We start from the raw sequence: 25537 nt of genomic DNA on the forward strand, positions 1-25537 counted from the left end.
ATGACAGAAAGGGGCTGTTTTGTCTGAAGCCCGTATCACTGCTAAAACAGCCCCTTGATCAGACCCTCGGCTTCTTTTTTCAAGTTGTCACCGAGGTTGTCCTTGATAGCATCCGTATCGAGGCTTGGCTTCGGATTGTCGAACGTTCCGCCGATTGACAATGGCAATTTCACGCGGCCGGTGTTGCCGCTTCCGAACAGCGACCCCAATCCGCCCATGAGTTTTTTCGAACGTTCCTGCGACAGAAGGATAGTACCATTGTAGTTCAAACTGCCGTCGAATATTCCGTAGAATCCGTCCAATTCCAAATCGCCCAAGTCGCCCAGTTTGGTGATCAGTTTGTCGATACCGACTTTGCCGTCTTTGACATACAAGTTGGTGGCGGCATTTTTGAGCGGCTGCTCCCGCGAGAACTCTTCGCCTAACTTCGACGCGAGGCTGTTGACTAATTCGAAAGTGGCCCCCGAAGTTCTGAGTTTCCCCTCGTTCATGTCGAGCCTGGAGTCCATCTTGAGCGAATTGAGAAAATCTTCCGGCTCCCAACCTACGGCGTTGAAGCTGCCGTCCATATCGATCTTGCCGAAAACATATCCACCACCCATCGGTAAAACCGGGAATCGTGTGATGAAGTCATCCACCTCTATTTGCCTGGCCTGGAACTCACCCTGGTAAACCGGTATCTCAAAATCGCTCAGGTCGATGGTGGTGTTTCCGCTAATACCGCCTGAGTAAGCGTTGCCGGTAACATCGGTACAGACGATCTTGCGATCCTTGATCATCACACGACCATCTATGCCGGTAAACTCAACCGCGCTGTAAATCAGAGTGTCGATATGGAAACTACCGCGCCCGTTGATATCGGGCAGAATAACCGATGACACCGAATCGGCCGGCAGCGAGGCACGATTGTTGCCGGAGCCGGGGACTGCTTCGGGGAAGAGGCTGTCGATATTCAATCGATGCGAGGTCAGGTCGAATTTGAAATTCGGTTTCTTCACTTGGCTTTGGTCTACGATCTCCAGGGGCAAGAGATATGGAAAAGGGTCGATCAACTTGCCTGTGACGGACATATCCGAAGTTTGAAACTCAATCTTAAGCTCTTCGACGTCGATAGTGTCCGGCCTGATTATCAACTGAGCATCAAGTCGCTCGATAGGTTCCGGCCAGCCATCGTTGTGGTAAGAGCCATCGCTGATCGAAAGCGTCCCGTGCGGTTTGAAATTGGCCAGGTTGTCGGCCGAACCGGCCAGTCTAAGATCCATCGTAATCTGTCCGGTCAGTTGTGCATGTGCCTCCTGATCCAGGAATCTCTGGAGCATACCGAGGTTGAGACTGCCCTCAACAGAACCATCCATCGACGGTGTGACGCTCGACGCAACGGTAGAATCAGCCATCAGGTAAGGAACCAGGTTGTTGACCCGCCCGCTGAAGGTCAGTTTGCCACCGGCGGTTTCAAGCGAAAGGTTGCGCACGTTGGCCAGGCTGTTGTCCACAAACATATCCAGGCTGAACCGTTCGATCGGTTCAGGCAAGAGCTTTGATGAGTAGGCGCCGTTGGCAACCGATAGCTCTCCGGAAAACCGCATGTCGGCGGGGTCTGTCATCGAACCGTCGAACTTGGTGTCAAACTCCAGTTCACCGGCAAGCTGGTGGTTCTCCTCAACCGGCAGAAAAGGGGCAATGAAAGCCAGGTTCAATCGCCCGGCCAGTTCACCGTTCACCGTGGGGTCATCGAAATCGTTGATAGTTAGCATGCCGGTGAGAGGACGACCGTCGAAGGACCCCTGTTCGATATTCATGCGCAGGTTGTCCACCTCGAAATCAACCAGCGCCCGCTTGAAAGTCAGTTTCCCTGCAATATCTTTTTGAGCCATTTCCAGATCGGTGATTACGGCGCTGCCGGAGTAGTCAAGGGGTTGTTCTTTCTGTTCATCGTAGGTGAGATCAAGATCAAAACTAAAGGCGCCATCCAGCTCGAAATCCTCAAGTAGTTTCATCTGTTCCGGCGGCATCAGTTTGAACAGGTCGGCCACACTGATCTCTTTGGAGTGAAGCGATCCCCGACCGTGCTTAGCACCATTTGCATGGCTGCCCGAACCGTTAAGTTGGAAAGCCAGACCGTTTACATTCAACTCCGACTCGTGTATGAGGATTCTGCTTTGGGCCAGGTCATAGTCGGCGCGGTATTCAATTCCCACTGCAAAAGAGGGCAACGAATCCTCGGTCACTACCATCAGGGACTCGGCGCTGATTTTTCCTGACGATTGATAAACGTTGTCGCGCGGGACCTCCAGTGAGGTCGACAGATTCAATCCGCCGGCATGAATGGCCAGCCCGGCTTCGGTGTCGACAAAATCGACCCGACCGTTGTTGATTTCCAATTTGTCGAACGTCACCACCGCCGCGGCGGCTTTGGCTTCGTCCGGCACTGCTTCGGCTACGGCATCCGGAACCTGTTCCTCCATCGAGGGGAAATCGAAATTGGAAACACCGGCTGCGTTTTTGCGCATGGTGACTACCGGGCTGTTGATTATCAGGCGGTCGACACGGTACTCGCCGGAGATCAGCGGGAACAATTGTAGTTTGACGTCGATATTGTCAGCGGTAAGCAGGTCGGCGGTATCAAACTCTGCGGGGCTGGCTACTGTTACATCGACCAGTCTGACACCCAGCCCGCCCCAGAACGACACATCGAGATCAGCGATCGTGACTTGGCGATCCAACGCTTCGACTGCTTGCTCGACGGCCATAGCGCGGATTTTGTCGGCCGGTAGGAACAGCTTGGCCGCGACTATTAATAGCACTACCAGCACGGCAAATATGCCGGCTGACCACAGGAGTATCTTGAACAGTTTCTTCATTATCTCACTCTTTGGCGTATCATATCCATCTGTAGGTTATACTATGTGACAACGGGTGAGCGATCAATTAAAACAGCACGGCCAAGCCGTGTTCTTGTGGCTTCGCCACCTGGTGCACCAGAAGCGCGAAAATCGCAAAAACCAGGCTTGCCTATGGTTCGACTCCGCTCACCATGAGGTTTTGCGCGAAGCGCGCAAAACGGCTTCGCCGGTGCAATCCTCCCCCTCTGTCATTCTGGCGCAGGCGGGAATCCAGTCTTGTAGGTCGAAAGCCCTGAACCGAAGGGTCGTCCCGAGCGGAGTCGAGGGACGGGTTTCGACAAAGATACCTATCTCTCTATCGACCAAATGCCGCGGCATCAAAAAAGTCTAAATAGTACTTCACGGACCCATGTTTTCTTACGTATTACTTGCGAGGCTAATAAGTCAGACAACTATTGCAATAGGGAACAGAGGAGCCTACTTGCTTGCCGCATTTGGACGGTATGACCGGACCGGTGTGTCTTGTGGGTCTGGTATGTGCTCCTGAGATAGCATGGAAAATGGTAACCCAGAGGGAGAAAGATGGAATTGGTGTTTCTGAGCTAAATAGAAAACGAGGTGGAATGAGCCGCTTTAGTATCAATTTACCAAAAGGAGAAGACAATGGACGTTAGGAAGATGTCTAAATGGATACGCAAGAACACTTGGATCATGATTGCGTTGATTCTCATGTCGGCGTCGGTGGCCCGTGCGGATGAGGCCAGGGCGAAGGAACCTGATCAAGAAGGCGATTACACTTTCAACCTCACCGGGGCCAACCAAGAGGTGGAAATAGTACCGGTTGAGAAGGTGAAAAAGAAAGAGGTCGCCAAGAGCAAGAAAGTGGTCTACACTTTCGACCTCGCGGGGAAAAACCAAAAGATAACTATTGATCCTGACAAGGAGTTTGAAATAGTACTCAAGAACGCTGTTCCCCTTTACTCATATACCTACGAATTTGAAACGATAACACTCAGGCCTGAGCCTCTCTCGGTGACTGAATTCTCGAAAGTGCTGAGCGCTTTTGCTGCGTCCGCGGATTCCGCATCTGCTTCGTTCGTAGCTCCACCATCATGCTTAGAGGAGGCGAGTGAGATTATAGTGACTCTCGGGGGCAAATTGGAGAACCTGAAGGATGAGGCGGACGTAGTTACCACGCTGAGAGGAGCCGAGCTGAAGGCTGAGATTCTTTACGGGCAACATCCAGATTGCTCAGAAACAACTGTGACGTTTCTGAAAGAGGGACTTGCACGGCTTCGCCACCTGACTGAACGTCGTTTGGAAAACACGATTGTGCTCAAGAAAGACCAGCAAGTAACGATCAAAGTGAATCGTCCAGAAATCACTGAGCGCAAGAACAAAGTAGATACTACCATCCAGACTTGGGAGTTTACCCTCTCAACAGGTGAACTCCCACACTTTGAGATATTGTATGGATTTTCGTTTATCACGAACGGATTCAACAAAGGCAGCGAATATCATTCGCGACAGATCGATTCCGGTAGCTATGAAATCGTGCGCAATGATATGCGTGGTTGGGGCGATCTGGACTATTCTCCCACAGTTTTCGCTGCATGGTATCTTTCCAGAAACTCGACCAAGCCGGAATTTGGATTCATGGGTGGCATCGGTACAGCAAATGAAACTATGAGTGTGGCCTTTGGATCGTTTGTGTCGTTCAAGAGGAACTTGGGCATTGGATTCGGAGTGGCGGTTCATCAGGTGCATGAGTTGAGGAGTAAGTATAAGGCGGATGCCGATCGCTCCGTAACGGAATCGCTCGACTTCGATCAAGTACATGATAAGCGATGGGCCACAGATTTCTTTGTGTCGCTAATGTTCCGTTTTGGCAGTAGTCCGTTTTCGTCGAGTGACAATCAGAAATGATTGCTGTTGTGCAGGGTCCTTCCCCGCTTTCAGCGGGGTGAGACCCTGCGCTGGCTCCGACAGCAGGGTCACACTCACGCCTGCGGCGCGACCAGGACCCAGCTGAACAACTACATACCGTCTAGGCTGCGTTCCTGCAACCCAGCCGCGCGCGAAGCGCACGAGTGCGATTTATCGCCGCGAAGCGCACGAAACCCATTTATGGGTGATTTAGCACCGCCCCTACATCTTGTACTCCTAACCACATAGACCACAACATATAACACCATAAAGAAAAAGTGACAATTTATCATATTTCGCTTGACAACTGCACAAATGTGCAGTATTCTTATCCAGAGCCGATAATCTACAACAGACCTCGGAAAGGAAACCAATATGATTGAAATCGGACGGTCGTACCCCTATCAGGGAGCTGAACTGGTTGAAGATTATTCTGTTGGTAGCGCTGCTGCTTTTGTGGATTCACCCACCGAGGCGGAGAACTACAGCTATCTCAACGCCGCCACCTGTCCCGATTGCGGCGCCGGGATGGTTCGGTTGGGCAACTGTTTTAGCTGCCCGCTTTGCGGTTTCGGAGGTTGCGGTGTTTGACACCGCAAGCGGTGCTCTTGTGGCTTCGCCACCAAGTTTCGTCGGACGGGTGGCCCGGACTTCAGTCCGGGTTTCAAGGCCCTTCGACTCCGAAAGAGAGATTGCCGCGCTCCCCGCGAAACGCGGGATCGCTCGCAATGACAGGGATATGAAGTACGATTTAAGGAAACAGGTTTACCGATCACCCTTCGACTCCGCTCAGGGTGACACCGCAAGCCCACAAGTGGGTCTTTGGCGCTTCGCGCCTGTCTAGCAAACACGGTACCCCACCTAAAGCGAAGCGACGCTCAGGGTGAGGTTAAGGAAATAATAGAATGACAGAAGTTGTTACAGCATGGTTAACAACGCGCGAAGCGCGAGGAAGTGATTTATCACCGCGTAGCGCGAGAAACAGGCTTGCCTGGTGAGACTAAGTGATCTTGACAAATATGGGATACCATCAAAACTGATCGACCTCTGGCGTGAACGTCAGGGAGAATCACTACTGCCGGTACAAAGCCGCGCCGTGCGCAAAGGACTCCTCGGTAACTCAGAGTCCGGCAGTGAGCACGATCCGGTGCGGATGATTGTCTCGGCGCCGACGTCGTCGGGCAAATCATTCTGCGCCGAACTGGCCGCCGCCAAAGCATTGATGGCGCGACAGCGGGTGCTGTTTTTGTTTCCGCTCAAATCACTGGTCGAACAAAAACACAAAGTCCTGCAGGATACATTGGGACGGCTTGGCATCGACTGTTTGGTAGTCACCTCCGACCATCCTGAAAACGACAAGAAGTTCGCCGAAGGGAACTACCGAGTTGCACTGGCCATCTACGAAAAATTCGACCTATTATTGACAGCCAAACTCGACGCACTGAAAAATATCGGGCTGGTGGTGATCGATGAACTACAGACAGTCGGTCAGCCGGGGCGGGGAGCTCTTTTGGAAAGACTTCTCACCAAAATCAAGGCCTCGGTTTACACTCCCTCGCAGCTTGGGCTGTCGGCGGTAATTGGGGACAACGCCGCCTCAGCCGGTCGCTTGGCTGAGTGGCTGGAAGCTGAACTGGTCGAAGAGACCAGCCGCCCGGTCGATCTGATCCGTGGCGTGGCGGCCGAGGGATCCTTCCGTTATCGTTTTTACAATTCCGGGTTGGACGGATCTGAACCGTTTGAACAAACTGAAATGGGCGAGGAACCGATGGCCGGATTTATCCGCGCGTTGAAACAAAACTCTGGTTCCACATTGATCTTTTTGAAATCACGTCGCGAGACGGTCGATGCAGCTTTTCGTTTAGCCGCTGCCGTCAACTGGCCGGCTGCTTCCAAGGCGCTTCAGGCGCTCGATGAAGAAGAACCATCGTTTCTGATTCGTTCGTTAAAACAGGCACTAAGCCGAGGGGTGGCCTTTCACAATTCCGACCTGTCCAGCCGTCAGCGAGCCATTATCGAGCAGGCCTTTCTCGACAAAGAGGTCCGGGCGATTTTTTCGACCACCACGCTGGCCATGGGCGTCAACCTTCCGGCTGATACCGTCTATCTGGAGACGGTCAAGTATGACTCCGGTGAATACGGTGGGGGGGCATCGTTGGTGCCGGTGACTCGCTCGGAATTTGATAATATGACCGGTCGGGCCGGACGGTTGGGTTTGGCCAGGGAAGGCCAACCCGGTCGTGCAGTGGTTTTGGCCGAGACCGATTTTGATCGCGATATCCTGTGGGAGAACTATATCGCCCCCGACCAGCCCGAAGCTATCAAGTCGGCGCTGGCCACTACCGGGTGGGCAGACTGGCTGTTGGATTCGATTGCCGCCGGGTTAGTGCAAAAGAGCAATGATATTGGCAACCTGTTTGAGCAAACTCTTTACGCCACCGAGAACAGTCTGCCCATCGATTTTGAATCGGTGCAGCAAAATCTGCTCGACAACGATCTGATTCGATGCGATGAGACCGATCGTCTGAGTGTCACGGCCTCCGGTCAGGCAGCGGCGGTGTCTGGTATGTCGGTAAAACAAGCGATCCACCTCAGAAGACAACTTGCACAGGATCGGCCAACCGACGATGTCGGCTGGATTGCTCTGGCTTTGAGCACGCCCGACTGGAATCTGCCGCCCGGTCTGTTGTCGCACTGGGAACACAGCCAGGGGCTGCCGGTGCGGATGCTCTACCAGCAGTTCGGTGAGACCGTCGGTGAGGTATCTTTCCTGTTGGGCAATTGCCGTTTGAGCGAACCGTTGCCGTATCGTATCGCTGCATCAATGAAAGCGCTGATGCTGACCGAACAGTGGCGTCGGATGATACCGGTGAAACAACTGGAAGAACAGTTTCAGATGCATCTCGGTCAGATGATGGCCCTAGGCGATAGTGTCGCCCATCTGGTTTGTGGGCTGGCCGCGTTGATCGAAGCAGAGGACCGAGATTCGTCGTTGATCGGACAGTTGCGTGAATTGTCTTTCAGTCTTCGCTTTGGAATGCCCGTATCGATGCAACCGTTGTACCAACAAGTTGGTCATATTCTCACCCGTGGCACTCTGGCGGCACTGTACCGGGAAGGGATCACCACCGTCAAGGCGCTTTTGGAGCTTGATGAAAATGAACTGGCGCGGCTTATCCCAGGTACGCGCAGTTTGCACCACCTGAAGAAATATTTGTCATCTAATAAAAAGGAGAACGATATGAACCACAATGCAGCAATTATCAGTCAACCGGTTCAGAAGGGAGCAATGCCTTTGGTAACTGCGCCGCAGTCGGTCGAGATTGACGGCGCCTATGAACGTGAACGGTATCTGGTAAAGATCGATGGCTTCCCTGTCCGGTTGACCGGGAAGTCGTTCAAGTATTTTGCCAAGCTGGCCTGGTCACGACTGCACAGCGAGTCCGGATGGATCTACAAAGAGGATTTGGAAATCGGGTTCAACCAGGCGCGCTATCTCTATCGCATGAAAAGCGAGATCAGCGACAGCCTAAGATGCGACTGGCCGGTGATCGAGAACAATCGGCTCGGTTACTACCGGCTCAATGTCGACCCGTCTCAGGTGCAACTCAACATTGAGTGCCTCAAAAACCATCCGGACTGGGAGGTGCGCTCTTTGGTCGACAACGCGGGCCGTAAAGCCGCGAACTGACACACGGCCAACAGGCAAGCCCATAAATGGGTCTCTTCGCGCTTTGCGGCGATAAATCGCTTTTTCGCGCTACGCGCGTTTCCAATGTCACCCTGAGCGCAGTCGAAGGGTGACACGGTCAAGCCTGTCTTTTGCGCGTTGCACCTTTGTAACGGCACCTTGAGCGCAACCGGAGGGTGTGTCTAATATGCCCGCTGAGTCTTCGGACTCAGTGGGCAGACACATGTAAGCATCTTTCGGGACAGGTATCTTGTGGGGCAGAACCGTCTTTGGTTATTGTGTCCGCGTGATCTTCAGATCGCGTGGGTATGTAGCTGAGTCTGATGACTCAGCCACCACAACGCATTGTGATCCCGGACTTGACCCGGAATCCAGTAGGGCAGAATCACTTCTGGTTCGGCCGCTTATTGACGGGTGGCACCATCAAACTTGGTTTGGGGGTGATAAATCACTTTCTTGGCGCTACGCGCCTTTGACTCCAGGATACTCACATACCTGCTCAAGACGCGCGTGGCGCGAAAGACAGGCTCGCCCACCGTCCCAAACAAGGTTTGAGACGGCCACCCATTGTCGACTTCTCAATGGCGGAACCGCTAATCCGCCGCGGCGGACGCCCTACAGCTCAGTGGATAGACGCAGCCTGCTCAATTTGTAGCATACATCTTGTAGGGCAGAACCGCTTCTGGTTCTGCCGTTCTTCAGTGGCGGGTTCACGCCGCGGCGCGCAAGCGAAGACGGACCCGCCCTACAGGACTGCCGCCTCACTCGATGTGCGTGACTCGCAAGGACAGTATTGTGCGCAAATCATCGAGTTTTTTGGACCCTTTTGATCCCAAGTCCGTTATATTGGTGCCGGTCATACCGATGGCCGATTAGTACCAGATTCGGCGGTGCGCCGATGTTGCCGCCACTAAGGACGAGCCGTAAGCTATAGTGTCACAGTCGGTTCAGAGCCCGTGCAAACCGGCGGTTCAGGGAAACCGAAGAAAGTCGATATATATGAAAATGGCCTCAGATATGATAATCAAAAGCCGCTACCGGCTTCCTCTACTGCCGGACGGCCAAAAGGTGGACTGCCCGCTCTTACGACTGCGGATGGCCGTACTGTTCCCGCACAATTTGTTTACCGTTCAGGTCAGGCGCAAAGAGTCGTTGCAGGTGATAGGTGATTGCCAGCCGGGCGGTCAGCAGTTTGTTGCCTCACTTTCACCGCACCATAACGACGATGATCCGTCCCCGATCCACGAAATGGGCACGTTGGCCACCGTGCGTGACTGTCGCGAAGCGCCCGGCGGTTCGCTGTTGGTGACAATCGAAGGACTCAGCCGGGTCGGTATCGAAAAAGTGGCCGGTTCCGACATGTACTCGCGAGTCGCCGTCCGGGAACTCGAACTGGACTCCAGCGATGTAAAGAGTCACCTGGGCCGTATGGACGCCGTGATCTCGATGGTCGATGAAGTCAGCCGTCTCGATCCCAGCTACTCGGCGGAGTTGGTATATCTGCTTAAGGCCATCGAAGACGACCCTTCATTGTTGGCCGATCGCGTGGCGTCGTTTTTTCATTTCCCACTTGAATGGAAACAGGAGTTGCTGGAAGCGGTCGATCTGCAATTGCGCTATGGTCTTTTGTTGGGATACCTGGACCGCGTGTTGACCCACGCCGGTGCCTTGCGCAGCGTCAAGAACGAGCGGCACAGCGACGGGACTCAAAGCCCGTATATTCCCTGGCAGCCGGCCCGCGCTTTGCAACCCTATGCCGATAACGACAATGGTCAGGCCGAAGAAGCATTCCGAGTTCGCGAGGTAATCAGTCGTTCTTCGCACCTGCCTCCGGAGGTGAAAGCCCGGGCCACCATCGAAGTGGACAGGCTGTCGCGGCTGCCTTCGGCCTCGGCTGAATACGGCGTGACCAAAGACTATCTCGACTGGATCCTGGCCCTGCCCTGGGGGCGCCTTACTCCCGAGAGCTATGAAATCGATGATGTTGAAAAGATCATCTCCACCGACTACTTCGGTCCGACCAATATAAAAGAACAGATTCTGCAACGGATGTCGGTCCGCAAACTCGCGGGCGGTATCGACAAAGGTCCTACTCTCTGTCTGGTCGGGGCCTCCGGCACCGGCAAGGCATCGCTGGCCAAGGCCATCGCGCGGGCGCTGGGCAAAGAGTTTATTCGCATCTCGGTCGGCGGTATCTCTGAAGTCTCTGAGATCAAGGGAACACCCCGGACTTTTCTGGGTGCGCAACCGGGTAAAATCATCCGCGCTCTCAAGGATGCCGGATCGTGTGATCCCGTCATACTGATTGAAGACATCGATTACTTCAATCTCGAAAACAAGTCATCGGTTAACATGGCGCTGTTGGAGGTTGTGGATACGCGCTACAACGCCCGCTTTATCGACGCCTACCTCGGAGTGCCGTTTGATCTGAGCAAGGTTCTGTTCATCTGTTCGGTGCGGGCTTTTGAGGAGATACCTGAACAGTTCATACCACGTTTTGAACTGATGGAGATACCCGGCTACATCGAGCGGGAGAAAATCGTCATCACCAAGAAATACATCATCCCCTCGCTGTTGAAGAAGCACGGCCTGCGCAAATCCGAATTCAAAATCTCTGAAAAGACTCTGGCCTGTATCATTGCCGGATACACCCAGGAGGCCGGTCTGTTGGGGTTTTCGCAGCAGATAGAGAAAGTGTGCCGCAGGATAGCCCTTGAGAAGGCCCAGGGAAAAAAGAAGTCCTGGACGGTGAACGACAAAAACCTCGAATCGTTCCTGGGTTCGCCGGTGTTCATCCCCGAAAAAGCCGAAAAGGAACCGGAAATCGGTACCGCTACCGGTCTGGCCTGGACCGGCGCCGGGGGCGACTTGATGTTTATCGAGGGGCTTAAGATGAAAGGGGAAGGGACCATCATCACCACCGGTTCGCTTGGCGAGGTGATGAAGGAGTCTATCCAGGCGGCGCACTCGTATGTCCGTTCAAAAGCCGACGTTCTGGGCATCGACTTCTCCGATTTCAACGAGTTTGATATCCACATCCACTTTCCCTCGGGCGCAATCCCGAAGGACGGCCCGTCGGCCGGCGTGACCGTCTGCCTGGTGATAGCCTCGGTCATGTCGGAGCGCCCGATTCGAAATGACATCGCCATGACCGGTGAGGTGACACTACGCGGTAAGGTGCTGCCGGTAGGTGGAATCAAAGAGAAAATTTCAGCCGCTTACCGGGCCGGGATATTCAACGTCGTTATGCCGATTGAAAACAAGAAAGACATCAAAGATATCCCGCGAGAGATTCAACGCAAATCGAAGTTCACTTATATCAGCCGTGTCGATGAACTCTTCTCGCTATGCCTGATGGATTTCACGCCATCTACTTTTACCCTTGAAAAGATTTTCGCCGAAGAGATGGAAAAGGCCAAGAAGTCATCGGCCAAAAAACCGGCGAAAAAGAAAAAGGGTGGCACCAAAGCAGCTCGATCGCGGAAGAAGTAACCTTCGTGTCGTGGCTGTAGGTCAACTCCTGTTGCGTAACGATCAATAAAACCTTCATGCTTCGACTCCGCTCAACATGACACGGTCAAGCCGTGGGTGACACGGGCAAGCCACAGTAGGTCAGGACCCCTTGCGGTCCTGACATCCCGCGCCACGCTGGATTCTTCCTTTGGAGTCGCCCGGCGGCGTTGGCGTCTCCGTCCGACAAAGAGCCCCACCCGACGCAAAGCCTCTGGGTGGGGTACCGTGTACGACTTGCAAAACTTCTTCGTACCGTCATTCCGGGCTTTGACCCGGAATCCATTCTTCGAAGCGGGCACTGGATTCCAAGACTGGATTCTGGCCTGCGCCAGAGTGACAGACAAGGAAGCCGGGTTCACGCCTCGGCGCGCAGGCAAAGACGGACTCGCCCTACAATGCTGGTCGCAGCATGTCTCGAAGAGCGCGCGTAACGCACAAGCGTGGTTTATCACCTCACCCTGAACGCCCCACCAACCTTACCCTGAGCGGAGTCGAAGAGTGAACTTTCTGGTCTCGGTTTTCACTTGAAAGCGCGGACTGCTTGCCCTAATATCAATCACATGAAACAGAATTCCCCCGATACCGATCCCTTCGCAATCGTCCGGAATGGATACGACAAGATCGCCGAGTGCTATCTCAAGGATAGAGAGAAATTCGAAAACTGGAACGAACTGGAGGAATTCTGTTCCAAGCTTCCGCCGAAGGCGAGAGTACTGGATGTTGGTTGCGGAACAGGTACGCCCGTTGCCAGATATCTGATAGAGCAAGGTTTCGAGGTGGTCGGGATCGATGTGTCGAAAGAGATGCTAAAGGTGGCGCGGTGGAACGTGCCGGAAGCTTCTTTCGTTCAGATGAACATGACGGATATCGACTTTCCACCGGAATCATTCGATGGTTTGATATCATGCTACGCTATCTTTCATGTTCCCAGAGAAAGACACGCCGCCATATTTCGATCTTTCCATACAATTATCAAAACCGATGGCCCCCTTCTGGTATCTGTCGGCAGTTGTGCATGGGAAGAAGTTGAGAGTTACTATGGTGTGAAAATGTTCTGGAGCCATTTCGATCCGGCGACCACCGAGTCGCTGATAACCGACGCAGGTTTTAGTATCGTGTTCGGCCGAAATGTCGACAGTGGTGACGAAACACACTATTGGATTCTGGCGCGCAAGTGAAAAAGTGAGGACATACACGCGGTAGCTAAGAAATCATGGAATGAACGTCTGCAACGGCGACCCGGTCTGTGCCTTACCCTCGTCTGAACCTACAAAGTTACACATCCAACCAGCGGGGCCGGGCCGCCTGTGAACATGTAATCCACCAGATAGACGAGATCACCAATATCAAGGGCGCATGAAGCATCAACATCAGCCAATTGGCCAATCGGCGGCGGATCGCCGTCTGTGAACATGTAGTCCACCAGGTAGACCAGATCGGATACGTCAACAACACTTGAGTAATCTATGTCGCCGGGCACCAGGGTGGTCGGTGAGAGGTTGAAAGAAAACTCTCTGGAATCTTCATATCCAACTACCTGCTGGTCCTCAACGTGCACGGTGAAAGTGAACATTCCGGTGTCGGAACTGCTGCCGGATATTACGCCGGCCGAGTCTATGCCATACCCGTCGGGCAAGGCGCCGGACTCGATAGTGTACGTCGTCCTATCCAGACCGCCTTTGGCTTGGATGGTATCCGCATAAAACAGATACTGCCGAGGTGTGCTCAGTTCTTCCTGGGTGGTGACAATACGCATATCCCACGACTCGAAAGTCTCGTATCTGAGTATCCAGTTCAGCGGGTCCAATTGTACCAGATAGCTTTCCACTTCATCGGCGAAGTTCAGCTTGAACATCTGCGTTCGTTGATCGTTGAACAAAACCAGCGTGTCATCAGGAGCGTCCACCAGACCAAAACGGAACCGGATCGGCATCGCGAACACCTGTGGATCGGTAGTCTGCAATTGCTTTACTTCGAGATAGACATCATATCCGGCAGTGTCGGAAACCTCCTGGAAGTATGACCATCGATAGCTGGGCAAACTGGAACCATAGACCCATTGATCGAAAAAGTAATCGAGCTCCACACCGCAAACCGTCTCGTAAATGTTTTTCAGGTCTTCGGTGGTAGCTGCGTTCCATCTGTGTTGCGAGTTGGCGTAAGCGTCGAGACCGGCAAAGAACAGCGAATCGCCCACCACACCTCGCAACATGTGCAACACCCATGCCCCCTTGTAATACTGTGCCCTGGAGAAGAAATTTGAGTAGCTGGTGGTATCACCGACAAACACGGTCAGATTGCCCCAATACGCCATGTCGTTCATGTACTCATGGTAGAAGGGACGTCCGAGAACGGTTTCGAAGTAGAGCGCCTCAGAATATGTGGCAAATCCCTCGTTCAACCATAGATCACCCCACGATTCACAGGTGATCATGTCGCCCCACCATTGGTGAGCCAACTCGTGTATCACAACATCCGGTTCGAAAATCCCCTCGGCCGTACCCATGGTGCTCATCGTTTGATGCTCCATCCCCACCCAACCCTGACTCATGGCATGACCATACTTCTCATCGGCAAATGGATACTGTCCAAACATCTCAGACAAGAGGGTCAGAGCGTCGGGTAGTATACCGTAGCGAGGAAGGGAGTACGAATAGAACGATGGGAAGACGGCGTGAGTTATCGGCATCGTATCCGCTTCATCGTTGTAGACCCATTCATCGTGCCAGACCTGGTACTGGGATATCGATAGCGAGAAAAGATAGCTGGCCATCGGGTAGTGCTCGGTGTAATAAAAAGTCTGCCATACATCGCCCGAAGCAACCACCGAATCAAGCGTTCCATTGGAGCCGACATAGAAGCCGGTGTCCACCGTTATGGCGATGAAAAAAGTGTCGGCTTTGTCGTCCATGCGATCCTTACACGGCCACCAGTCCCGAGCGTCGTAAGGCTCAAAAAGAGTCGTCAGATAGACGATCTCCTGAAAGGAAAAGAAGTAGATCGACCGACGATAGAACATGTCAAACTCGAATTGCTCACCGGCATCGTACACACGGTCGAGGTCGACGGTCACGGTGTTGTTCAACCGAGAAAAGCTCAGCGTCCCCGACGGAATCGCTATCGAATCAAGCTGCCGGCCATCATTGAAGTCGACCTCAACCTGAGCGACACCGTCGACGGTGGCCCGGGCGACAAATTTCACCGCACCATAGAGTGTGTCGACATCGTGGTCGAGCTTCATTCGGATATCGTAGGTCAACACGTCATAGTTCGTCTGAGTACTCATGGCGTCCTGAGCATCCCGCATCTTCTCAGTGAAACGACTATCCATCAACCTCTGGCGTTTGGCGTCGGCCAACCGTCTGTGTGATTCATCCGACCACCGGGTCTTGTCGGTCGGCGGAATCGGCTGGTCACCGGCGAATGCCGGGATGGAAAGGGTGAGCAGTACTATTGCGGCTGTACAAGTCATCGATGCAGTCATGTTACCTCATTCCGGTATGTATTTTGCAGACCCGACCAATATAACCGTGGCTTCAAAATACTCCTACCCTTAGTTGTAAACTACCGCAAATCAGACGCAAATAGGCTCGATGACTCGATTACCATGGGCTCTGAAGCAGGCGACAAACCGGTTGAAGCCAAAATTCCTTGACAAAACCGAGGCGGACGGCGTATTTTATTGGTGGATAGGACGAGTGAACATCATCGGGTCAAACTGATAAGTTCTATTGTGAGTTAAACGCGCACTTGAAAACCAAACCGGGTTGGCCAGGCAACCACTCTGGTTTGATTTGATCGCACAAACGCGGATGATTTGAGTCTACATTGCGTGACTTGAGAATCGCCCGCCGCCGGATTGACTCCTTGTTTATTCTGGATAGCGACCCGATGATGGTCCGCAGACAGGGTGACTGTCAGGCCGAGTAATCACCTGAGTCCCCTGCAGACATGTACACGATAATGTGGCAGTGTGGATTGTACCGTGGAAAGCAGACGGGATACAAATAGAGTCGAATCGCAAGGAGGCAGATTAGATGAAGGTTAGAACGGCTTTTGTAACAGGGTTGGTGGTGGTATTGATGGCAGCGTCGGCAGATGCTTCAGTCGACGGCCTGGGTGCGCCGGACACGGTTGACCTCCATGTCACGGTGGCGCCGCATGCCGCCGGAAGTCAGATGCAGGTGCAGATGGACCTCTGGGTGTTTAGCGACTCCAACGATGTTTTTGGTGCCACCATGGGTTTCAATTGGGACAATCCGAATCTTCAGATGGACTCGGCCGTTCCCAGTGCGCTGGCCACCAGCTTTGAGATTGGACCCTTCGTTTACGAGAATGACGACATCGGCCTGACCAATGCCAACCAACGTTTTCTGTTTGGCGGCGCCAAGTTGTTCGGTTCCGGGATACCTCCCGATGACACTCGCCGCTTGTGGGCATCCTATTACTTCACTTTGTCAAACTGGACCGTCAATGATTCGATTGTGTTTGATACTGTAAGCTACAGTTCATCGACTGTCTACAAATTCGTCGGCGGGCAGGGTGTCGGCGACTACTTCCCCAATTATGTGGGCGGTTCGGTGATCCATGACCCCGACTTCGTGGAGCCGGTCGACCTGGTGGTCACGCCCGATTCGTTGGGTTTTAGCGCTGTTGAAGGAAGCGGCAACCCGGCCGGACAGTCTTTCCAGGTGGCCACCGACGGCGATCCGGTTTCCTTTGAACTGAACGAAGACGCCGACTGGTTGATCTTGACGCCGACACAAGGAACCACGGTTCAGACTATAAATGTTGGCGTGAATGCCATCGGCTTGAGCGCCGGAGAGTACATCGATACGGTCGAAGTTGTCTCAACGGGCGCGGCCAATTCACCTCAGTTTGTGGTGGTGACGCTAAGTATTGTTGAACCGGCGCCGGCCATCGCCGTCGAACCGAACGAGTTCTTTTTCAACGCTATCGCAGGCGGTTCCAACCCGGCTTCGAAGACGCTGACTATCACCAATTCCAGCGCCTCCGTCTTGCAGTGGTCTGTGACCAACTCAGAGAGCTGGCTGTCTCTGGCGCCCGCCAACGGCACCGATTCCGGCGATGTGACTCTCAGCGTGGATATCACCGGGCTTGCCTTCGCCGATTACTACGATACCATAGTTGTGAGCGATCCGGCCGCTTCCAATGATCCGGTTCTGGTGCCGGTGAACCTGTCGGTCGGCTCCGATTTGCCGATCATTGAAACCGATTCGGCCGGTTACACGGTCATCGTTGGCTTGGTCGCCACCATTCCCGATCGTACAATTGGCATCCTCAACGGCGGCGCGGGCACTCTTAACTTCTGGCTGGAGGAGAGCTCGCCTCGAATTCTGGGAATGAATCCGGACAGCGGCACGGCACCTCAGGGGGTGGACATCAATTTCAAAGCCCAGGCCGGTACGCCGCCCAACGACTACTTTGACACTATTTGGGTTTACTCAAATGAAGCCATCAACTCACCCTACCCGGTTGAGATTCACTTCATTTATAGAGAGAACCCGGCTTACATGAATGTCAACAAAGATACCGTAAACCTTGACGTCTACGAATGCAGCATGGGATATCTGGGCATTCTGCCTTCCCGAAGCTTTGTTGTTTCCAATCTCGGCGGCGACAATCCCATGCCGATAACCTTGACCTATGAGTCCGATTACTTTACAGTCTGGCCCGACACCGGTACGGCCGCAGCGGCCTTCACGATTTCGGCCGACTATCTCGAACTGCCGGTGGACACATATCTTGATACTATTATGGTTTCGGCGCCCAACGCTACGAACTCGCCAATTTACATTGAGGTTCGTTACAATGTGCTGGAGGGTGTTATAACGCCCGAAATCGTCCTGCCGATAGATCGTTACGTGATCCCCACTCAGGAGAACTCCGGACCCACGCCACCGGCGGCAATGGATATATACAACAAGTACGGCGGATGTATGGAGTGGGAGCTGATTGATAGTATCCCCTGGCTCTACCCCCATGTCCTTAGCGGGGACGTTCCGGCCGGTCTTAGTTTCAATATGAATTCAGCCGGGTTCCCATTCGGCGAGTACGAAGACACTCTGTTGGTGGTAGCGCCCTCGGCCGGCAACAGCCCCCAGGAGGTCTCGGTACGAATGCGGGTTTGGCGTTTTCACGGCGACAATGACTATGACGGGATTATCATGATCGCCGATCTGGTCTACCTGGTCGAATACATGTTCTCCAACGGCCCCCGCCCGGAACCTCAACTGCACGTGGGCGACCTGACCTGCAACCTGATTATCAATGTCGAAGATCTCGTTTACATGGTGGACTACATGTTCAACGGCGGGCCTATCCCCTGCGGTAACCCCTATTGATCGGATAAAAGTCTGAGTTTTCAAACGCCGCTCATACCAAGTGAGCGGCGTTTTTGTTTGCCGCCCCCTACGGGCCTGTTGAAAAAGGCTTGGCTCGCTGGTGGTGTTGGGCGACCCGGCCCGACACTTGCCGCCCAGCCAATGGCTGTCCGGCGAGTCATCTGACAGCAGCAGCGCTGCAACGCAGGTCACCTGACGGCGCCAGGGGTCTATCAGCAAGCCCTGCGGCCCGGGGTGCAGTTCCTGCGCCGCTTTAGCATTGACAAAGCCCGCCGATAAGGGTATTACCTTGACAAAAACCGTAATTACAATAAGTTGAGGACTAACTAAGCACGTCATCCGCCTGGAGAGGCGGAACCAACTTATGTTCAGGTGGTTAATCTACTGAACAATGTACTTACTGAATGGAGCCCCCGATGTACGCTGCTGATCGACTCAAAACTCTTCTCTCCGCTATTACGATTACCGCCATACTATGCCTTACACCGGTTTTGTGCAATGCCGAAGACTCGGATATCGATTGGGATAAGGCGCCGCCTTCGCTGATTCATCAGAAGCTTTGGGAGGCCAAAGCCTCCTCTCTGCTCGACCGACAGTTTGCGCGCAAAATGTCCGCAGCTTCACCGGATGTGAACACTCAGACCAACTACGACGTGCTGTTTTACGATGTCAATATTCGCATCAATGACACCACCGAAGTTGTCTACGGCACCGTCAAGATGATCGCGGCGGCGGCTATCGACGGCGTTACCGAAGTCCAGGTCGATTTTCACAGTTCCATGTTCATCGACTCGCTAAAGTATCCCGCCGGGACGCTGTCGTATACACGTATGGGCGACGTCGTCACAGTGACTTTGGATGCCTCCCGGAACACCGGCGAGGAGTTTGAGACGGTCTTTTACTACCACGGTCATCCCACTGAAGGTGGTTTCCAGGGATTCAGCTTTGATACTCGCTTCACCTCCAAGGTGATCTCATCGCTTTCCGAGCCATACTTCGCACGTAGTTGGTGGCCGTGCAAGGATCGCATGGATGACAAAGCCGATTCGTTCGACATTGCCATTACAGTGGACACTTCTCTGTACGTCGCCTCCAACGGCACGCTTGACTCCACGGTTGCCTTTGGCGCCAACGCGCATACTTTCTACTGGTCGGTGGGCTATCCGATGGTCACCTATCTTTTTTCCCTGGCCATTTCTGATTACACGGTGTGGACCGACGAATGGGTCTACAACGCCGGTCAGGATACTATGCCCCTCGTACACGCCGTCTATCCGGATCGGTACACCTACTCCCTGACGAAATATGGAATCACCCCTTATGCACTCACGGTGCTGAGCGGCAAGTACGGTCAATACCCATTCGTCACCGAGAAATACGGCCACGCCAATTTCGAGTGGGGCGGTGCTATGGAGCATCAAACCATGAGTTCCATGGGTGGTTCCGACTTTGGCTTCTCCGAACCGGTGGTCATACACGAACTGGCCCACCAATGGTTCGGCGATATGATAACCTGTCGCGCCTGGGGACACATCTGGCTCAACGAGGGTTGGGCCTCCTATGCCGAGGCGGATTACTTTCTGGAAAAAGACGGTTGGGCGGCCTACCACAGCTACATGAACAACATGGCCTACACCGGCGGCGGCACGATCTACGTCGAGGACTGGGACACCACTGGCGTGTGGGGGATCTTCCATGGAGGACTCTCATACGACAAAGGCTCCTGGGTGCTGCACATGCTTCGCGGCGTACTGGGCGACCAGTTGTTCTACGACGGCGTGGATGCATACACCAACTCGGAGTTCAGACACGCCGCAGCCACCACCGAAGATTTCCGCGACGTTTTTGAAAACTCCTCCGGGCGAGAACTGGATTGGTTTTTCGAAGACTGGATTTACGGCACCTATCGCCCCAACTATCACTTTCGCTACCTGGAAGAAGTATCCGACTCAGGTGGCTACGACCTCTACCTCCTGGTGGAACAAGTTCAAACTACCAACCCGCAGGTGTTTCGAATGCCGGTCGACTTCTTTTTCGACTTTGCCTCGATACCGGATGACACCGTGCAACTGTGGCCCAACGAGCGCCGGAATATGTTCATCTACAATCTGCCGACGACTACAAACAACATCCAGTGCGATCCCTCCGACTGGGTGCTGAAATATGAATCGCACCAGCCGTGGCAGTTGCATTTCGTAACACCGGTGGACGGACTCGCCGATGGGGAGCAGTTCTTCGAATACAGTGGTGAGCTTCGCGCCATAGGCGGCTCCAATAACCTGGCTTACACGCTGGTGGGTGGCTCATTGCCCGACGGATACAGCCTGAATTTGGATGGGTCCATCTCGGGTTCGACACTCGACACCGGAACGTTCACGTTCACGGCTCGGGCCGACGACAACTTCGGAAGTTTCTTCGACGAATTGGAGTACAGCCTGCGGGTGGGACCTACGCCGCCAATTCCCGGCGATATCGATCTCAGCTTCGCTGAACCGGATATTGCCGATTTGGTCTACCTGGTCGATTTCATGTTCACCGGCGGTCCTGAGCCACCGGTGATGAACATTGCCGACGTCAATGCCAGTTGTCAGATTGACATCGCCGACCTGGTCTACCTGGTCGATTTCATGTTTACCGGCGGTCCCGATCCGTTGATCGGCTGTGTGATCGGTAAGGTGGAGTGGCCCGGGCCACTATCCGGCCCGAATCAGTGAGTCTTCAAATCAGCAAGACCCGCCCCGGCTCCGAATGAGCCGATTTGCCGGTCGGCGGCTGCCTTCCGGACAATCCCTGGGGCAATGTTTTGTTTGCTTTTGAACCAATAACCAGTATCATCCTGACGAGTTGACCGATCGTTGAAAGTACCCGTCACCCCGGGGTTGGAAATGGACCGCAGCCCGCGACCGCAGACTTTTCACATCACTACATTTGGTTGCCAGATGAACCTGGCCGATTCCTCCACCCTGGTGTCGATTCTCAGTGACTCTGGCTACCAGAGGGTCGATGACGAATCGAAGGCCGATCTGATAATCCTGAACACATGCTCGGTGCGTGATAAAGCGGAGCAGCGAGTAATAGGCAGGCTGGGTGAATTGCAGCGTCACAAACTGGCTCGACCTGAGATGAAGCTGGCCGTTGTCGGTTGCATGGCCCAAAGGCTCGGCGAGGACCTGGTCGAACTGGCCCCTCATGTCGACATCGTGCTGGGCACCGACCGGCTGTTTGAGTTGCCTCAGGCGCTTATGCGCACCAATGGCTCGGCTACCGTGGCCACTTCGTTCGGACAAGTTGACCTGGATGGTATAACACCGGTGAAAGAAACCGCCTATTCTGCTTTCGTTACAATATCACGAGGCTGCGACAATTACTGTTCCTATTGTATCGTACCATACGTGCGTGGCAGTGAGAGAGCTCATTCGGCCGACGCTATTGTAGATGCCGTCAAACGACTGGTCGATGAGGGCGTGGTCGAAGTCACCCTTCTGGGGCAGAACGTCAATAGCTATCGGCACGGCCAAGTAGACTTCCCCCGCTTGATGAAACGTGTGGCACGAGAGACAGAGATTCCCCGGTTACGTTTCATGACCTCGCACCCCAAGGACCTGTCGGCAGAGCTGATCGACGTCATGGCTTCCGAGCCTGAGTGGATGCCGCATGTTCATCTACCTTTGCAGTCGGGCTGTGATCGCGTGCTCAAAAAGATGGGACGGGTTTACAGCTTCTCACACTATATGGGCATCGTCGAGCAGCTTCGCAAGCAGCTTGATTATGTTTCGCTTACCACCGATCTGATTGTCGGCTTCCCCAGTGAAACAGAAGACGAATTCGTGCAAACTCTGGATGCCGTCAGGGAAATCGGTTTCGATGCAGCCTTCATGTTTCGATACTCGGTCCGGCCCGGCACCGGCGCCGCCCGACTGAATGATGACGTGGCCGAGGAAGATAAGATCAGGCGTCTGTCGGAACTGATCAGGCTGCAACAACAGATCGGTCACCAGCGTAACCAACGTGAAGTGGGTCAGGTACGTTCGTGCCTGGTGGAGGGAACCTCCCGGCGTAGCGACAGGTATCTCCGCGCCCGCACCAACGGCAACAAGACGGTGCTGTTTGAGGCCGATGGAATCTCGGCCGGCGCCGTGGTGCCGATCCGGATAAGTTCGGCCGATGCCTTTACATTGCACGGGGATCTGGTGGAGCCGCCAAGATGATCAATGCTTGGGGTCACATATTGTTGCCGCTTTTGACTGCGCTGGTAATCGTATTTGTAGCCTTACGTCTGCGCTTGTTTGCCGACGGCGGATTGGCTGGTCGCTGGTCGTTTGTTTTCGGTGGCCTGCTTGTGCTGCTGGCCGCCATCTGGCAAACAGTCAAAACCGCGTTTTCATACTACGAGTGGTTTATCCAGGATGCGTACTATTGGCTGGAATGGGGACAGCTTGTGATATTGCTGAGTGGTGTGATCCTGATCGCGGTAGGTCTGTCCCTATACTCTGACTATTGGCAAACACGTGGCGAACAAATCGCGCTACGCGACCGACGCCTTTCGCTCATGGAGAATCTTCAGCTTATCGCCCGCGAACCGTATCAGCTCCTCCAACTGCTGGACATCTCACTCAAGGAGATGCTCAGCGAACTGCCGGATGCCTCGGGTTGTGTCTTTCTGATGAATCGTGCCCGCCGTCAACTGGTGCTAACGGCGTCGGCCAACCTGACCCCGGAGGAGACAACGCTACTGGAACATTATCCCTTCGGTCGCAACCTGGTCAGTCGGACGGCGGAGTTGGGCGAACCAAGCCTGGCCGCGGATTTTGAACTGTTTGATCGCAGCGGTAAGTTGGTAATCTCCCGCTTTCAGTCATCACTATTGTTGCCGCTGGTCTCATCGTCTGAAAGGATTGGCGTCTTTGTGCTCCTGGGTGAGTCCCGCCACTTTTTCTCGCCGGGTGAAATCCGTTACCTGGCCCCGGCCGTCCAGTGGCTGGCCGAAAAAATAAAATCGGCCCGGCTGACTCGTGAACTGACGGTGGCCCGAAACGAAGTGGAACGTCATCAGACGTACCGACAGGATATGTTGGCTCGGTTGACAACGGCCGGTGCAGCCTTTTCTTCGGCCGATACCGCCGACGCATTCTGCCGCAGCCTGGTTGGACTCCATGGTGCGGAGTCGGTCCATTTGGTAGGTATGGCTCAAGGGGGCCTGATGTTCCCCGGTGGTAGTGAGCCGATGCTGGACCTGACCGAGAACTACAAGACAGCAGTGGTCGATGCTCTCGACCGGGAACGACCACTAATAATCAATCAGGAGGTGGTTGGCGAGCAAGATAGGACTGTCGTTGCTCAGTCTACCCTGCTCTATCCGCTCGGTGATCGGTCCAGACCGCATGCCCTTTTGTTCCGACGTGAAGGCGGACCGTTCAAAGTTGCCCAGGACGATCTCAAGACGATTGGCGTGTTTGCTCGCCTGGCTCAGGCGGTTTTGAAACAGAAGGAGCTCTCACGAACCGACATTACACGACGTAAAGGTTTTGACAAAGTCCTCAGCCTGTTGCGCTTTGACTCGGCAGAACCGCTGGAATCCGACACCGACCAATTGGTGAAACATGTGAGTGGAATCCTCCCCTCAACGGCCCGAGTGGTTGTACTTACCAAACATCCCGATGGATCTTTCAGAGCTCCGATAAGTGACGAGGCCAAAGCCCTGCACCTGTTGCCTGGCGAAGGAGTGGTGGCCGAAGCGGCCGGCGCCCTTGAGCCGGTGGTGATCCGCGGCTGCAAAAACGTGGCGGCCCGACTGGAGGAGCTACAACTGGCCAATCGTGAAGCTTGCTTTCGCCTGCTGGGTGAGAAGGAGGCGCCATCTTTCATGGCCGCCTACCCCCTTGTTGGTTTGAACGACCTGGCCTGTCTGATTCTGGTTTTTATCCAGGATGGACCCGAGGGGGAACAGGCCGAATGGGAGCGGCTGTTGACCCTGGCCCTGGGGCTTTACTCGGTGCGCATGACCGTTGCCGAACTGCGAAGGCATCAGACCGTTGCATTACCGAACGATATCCCCGGCGTGCCGCTGGGTGGAATCGTTAACCGGCTGAACAACCATCTGTCGGCTTTGATAGGCAACGCCGAACTGGGTATGACTCGCGCCGATCAACCGGTGGAGGTACGTCGCTACCTGGAGAGCATTGTCGATGAGGCCGACAAGGCGGCTCGATACGTGCGTAGTTCTCTTGGACATTCTCTTCAGGGAGTGTCCGGGAGTGACATCTCTGAGGACGGCGCCGACGACATCAATGATATCATCACAGCTTATCTGGACCGGGTGAGGATTTCCGACAGCCTTTACATGGTGGCCGGACGACCCCGCGAGATTTTTCCACGTCTATTCAAGACGGCTCCGATCAACACCTCACCTTGGGCCATAGAAAGGCTGGTTGAAGAAGCAGTTGGCCACCTGGCTTCGGTTGCTCGCGACGATGAAGTCATCACAGTTTCCAGCTATCGACTTGACCGCCATGTATACCTTGATCTTTCGCGACATGGCCGTGAGTTGCCGCCGGTGGATCAGATCGCTCGATTTGGTGACTATGTTTGGGTTAGTGAACTGTCGGTTGATCTGCCGGTGGAGAAGTACCTGTCAACGCTTGCGGCACAACCCTGTTTGTGCAGCATCGACCGTAGCGGTGTTCAGCCATCATATCTGTCTTTCAAATTCCCGGTCAACGACACTCCGGTCAAGTCCGGCAGGTCTGTCTCATCAAGAGTTCGATTGCTGGCTATCGATGATCAAACGGTCATTCTGGACCTTATTACGGCCATGTGTCAGTCGCTCGACTATGAGGTCTTCACCGCCCTGTCCGGCGCCGAGGGGTTGAAACTGGCCGAGCAACAGGATTTCGATATTATTCTGGCCGATCTGGCTATGCCCGGCGCTTCCGGGCTTGACGTGGCCAGACGGCTCAAGGAGATCGCACCGGGCGTACCGGTAATCCTGGTTACGGGCTGGGAGGTCACCATTCAGCCGGAGCAGCTCAGAGAAGTCGGGATAATCAACGTGCTGCACAAGCCATTCCGGATCGAGCAACTCACAGAAATAGTCCGTTCGGCCACCGCCCCCAAGAACGTTGGTTAGACCCTGCCAAAGCCGAGTTTGGGCGGCCGGTTAACCATTTCGACAAAGCTGCCGATACTACCAACAAAAATAA

At 54.1% G+C, this 25537-nt stretch carries 11 protein-coding genes; 9 read left to right on the plus strand and 2 right to left on the minus strand.

The genetic code is table 11. The features are described from left to right. Positions 1-41: 41 nt before the first annotated feature. The gene (locus OEV49_06890; GenBank protein ID MDH3890794.1) at positions 42-2861 is read right to left on the minus strand and encodes an AsmA family protein; all 2820 of its coding nucleotides are present in this window, start codon (positions 2859-2861) and stop codon (positions 42-44) included. Between the two features lie 645 nt (positions 2862-3506). On the opposite strand from OEV49_06890, the gene OEV49_06895 reads away from it, so the two are divergent. The 5 genes from OEV49_06895 to OEV49_06915 all read left to right on the plus strand — a co-directional run bounded on the left by OEV49_06895 (position 3507) and on the right by OEV49_06915 (position 13151). Continuing rightward, positions 3507-4769 (plus strand): hypothetical protein, encoded by a 1263-nt coding sequence (locus OEV49_06895; GenBank protein ID MDH3890795.1) that lies wholly within the window; start codon positions 3507-3509, stop codon positions 4767-4769. A gap of 375 nt (positions 4770-5144) precedes the next feature. Continuing rightward, positions 5145-5360: a hypothetical protein gene (locus OEV49_06900; GenBank protein ID MDH3890796.1), complete on the plus strand. Its 216-nt coding sequence runs from the start codon at positions 5145-5147 to the stop codon at positions 5358-5360. A 403-nt stretch (positions 5361-5763) separates the two neighbouring features. Then, complete coding sequence (locus tag OEV49_06905) at positions 5764-8460, plus strand: DEAD/DEAH box helicase (protein MDH3890797.1); 2697 nt, start codon at positions 5764-5766, stop codon at positions 8458-8460. A 999-nt stretch (positions 8461-9459) separates the two neighbouring features. Further along, positions 9460-11952 carry an endopeptidase La gene (gene lon / locus OEV49_06910; GenBank protein MDH3890798.1) on the plus strand — a complete coding sequence of 831 codons (2493 nt, stop codon included), beginning with the start codon at positions 9460-9462 and terminating at the stop codon, positions 11950-11952. 581 nt (positions 11953-12533) lie between these two features. After that, complete coding sequence (locus OEV49_06915) at positions 12534-13151, plus strand: class I SAM-dependent methyltransferase (protein ID MDH3890799.1); 618 nt, start codon at positions 12534-12536, stop codon at positions 13149-13151. A gap of 89 nt (positions 13152-13240) precedes the next feature. Here OEV49_06915 and OEV49_06920 read toward each other — a convergent pair whose 3' ends face one another. After that, the gene (locus OEV49_06920; protein ID MDH3890800.1) at positions 13241-15457 is read right to left on the minus strand and encodes a M1 family aminopeptidase; all 2217 of its coding nucleotides are present in this window, start codon (positions 15455-15457) and stop codon (positions 13241-13243) included. A gap of 553 nt (positions 15458-16010) precedes the next feature. On the opposite strand from OEV49_06920, the gene OEV49_06925 reads away from it, so the two are divergent. The 4 genes from OEV49_06925 (at position 16011) to OEV49_06940 (ending at position 25464) form a co-directional block, all read left to right on the plus strand. Next, positions 16011-18338: a hypothetical protein gene (locus tag OEV49_06925; protein ID MDH3890801.1), complete on the plus strand. Its 2328-nt coding sequence runs from the start codon at positions 16011-16013 to the stop codon at positions 18336-18338. 416 nt (positions 18339-18754) lie between these two features. Then, positions 18755-21052: a M1 family metallopeptidase gene (locus tag OEV49_06930; protein MDH3890802.1), complete on the plus strand. Its 2298-nt coding sequence runs from the start codon at positions 18755-18757 to the stop codon at positions 21050-21052. A gap of 171 nt (positions 21053-21223) precedes the next feature. After that, positions 21224-22546, plus strand: coding sequence for a tRNA (N6-isopentenyl adenosine(37)-C2)-methylthiotransferase MiaB (gene miaB / locus OEV49_06935; GenBank protein MDH3890803.1), 1323 nt, complete (start codon positions 21224-21226; stop codon positions 22544-22546). Then, positions 22543-25464: a response regulator gene (locus OEV49_06940; protein MDH3890804.1), complete on the plus strand. Its 2922-nt coding sequence runs from the start codon at positions 22543-22545 to the stop codon at positions 25462-25464. Before miaB ends, OEV49_06940 begins: the two co-directional genes overlap by 4 nt. Positions 25465-25537 lie beyond the last annotated feature (73 nt).

Source organism: Candidatus Zixiibacteriota bacterium, assembly GCA_029860345.1.
Taxonomy (GTDB): domain Bacteria; phylum Zixibacteria; class MSB-5A5; order GN15; family FEB-12; genus JAJRTA01.

What these genes read in the sequence shown, in the direction of transcription:
- OEV49_06890 (MDH3890794.1), bottom strand. Translation starts at nt 2,861, where the DNA reads ATGAAGAAACTGTTCAAGATACTCCTGTGGTCAGCCGGCATATTTGCC.
- OEV49_06895 (MDH3890795.1), top strand. Translation starts at nt 3,507, where the DNA reads ATGGACGTTAGGAAGATGTCTAAATGGATACGCAAGAACACTTGGATC.
- OEV49_06900 (MDH3890796.1), top strand. Translation starts at nt 5,145, where the DNA reads ATGATTGAAATCGGACGGTCGTACCCCTATCAGGGAGCTGAACTGGTT.
- lon (MDH3890798.1), top strand. Translation starts at nt 9,460, where the DNA reads ATGAAAATGGCCTCAGATATGATAATCAAAAGCCGCTACCGGCTTCCT.
- OEV49_06915 (MDH3890799.1), top strand. Translation starts at nt 12,534, where the DNA reads ATGAAACAGAATTCCCCCGATACCGATCCCTTCGCAATCGTCCGGAAT.
- OEV49_06920 (MDH3890800.1), bottom strand. Translation starts at nt 15,457, where the DNA reads ATGACTGCATCGATGACTTGTACAGCCGCAATAGTACTGCTCACCCTT.
- OEV49_06925 (MDH3890801.1), top strand. Translation starts at nt 16,011, where the DNA reads ATGAAGGTTAGAACGGCTTTTGTAACAGGGTTGGTGGTGGTATTGATG.
- OEV49_06930 (MDH3890802.1), top strand. Translation starts at nt 18,755, where the DNA reads ATGTACGCTGCTGATCGACTCAAAACTCTTCTCTCCGCTATTACGATT.
- miaB (MDH3890803.1), top strand. Translation starts at nt 21,224, where the DNA reads ATGGACCGCAGCCCGCGACCGCAGACTTTTCACATCACTACATTTGGT.
- OEV49_06940 (MDH3890804.1), top strand. Translation starts at nt 22,543, where the DNA reads ATGATCAATGCTTGGGGTCACATATTGTTGCCGCTTTTGACTGCGCTG.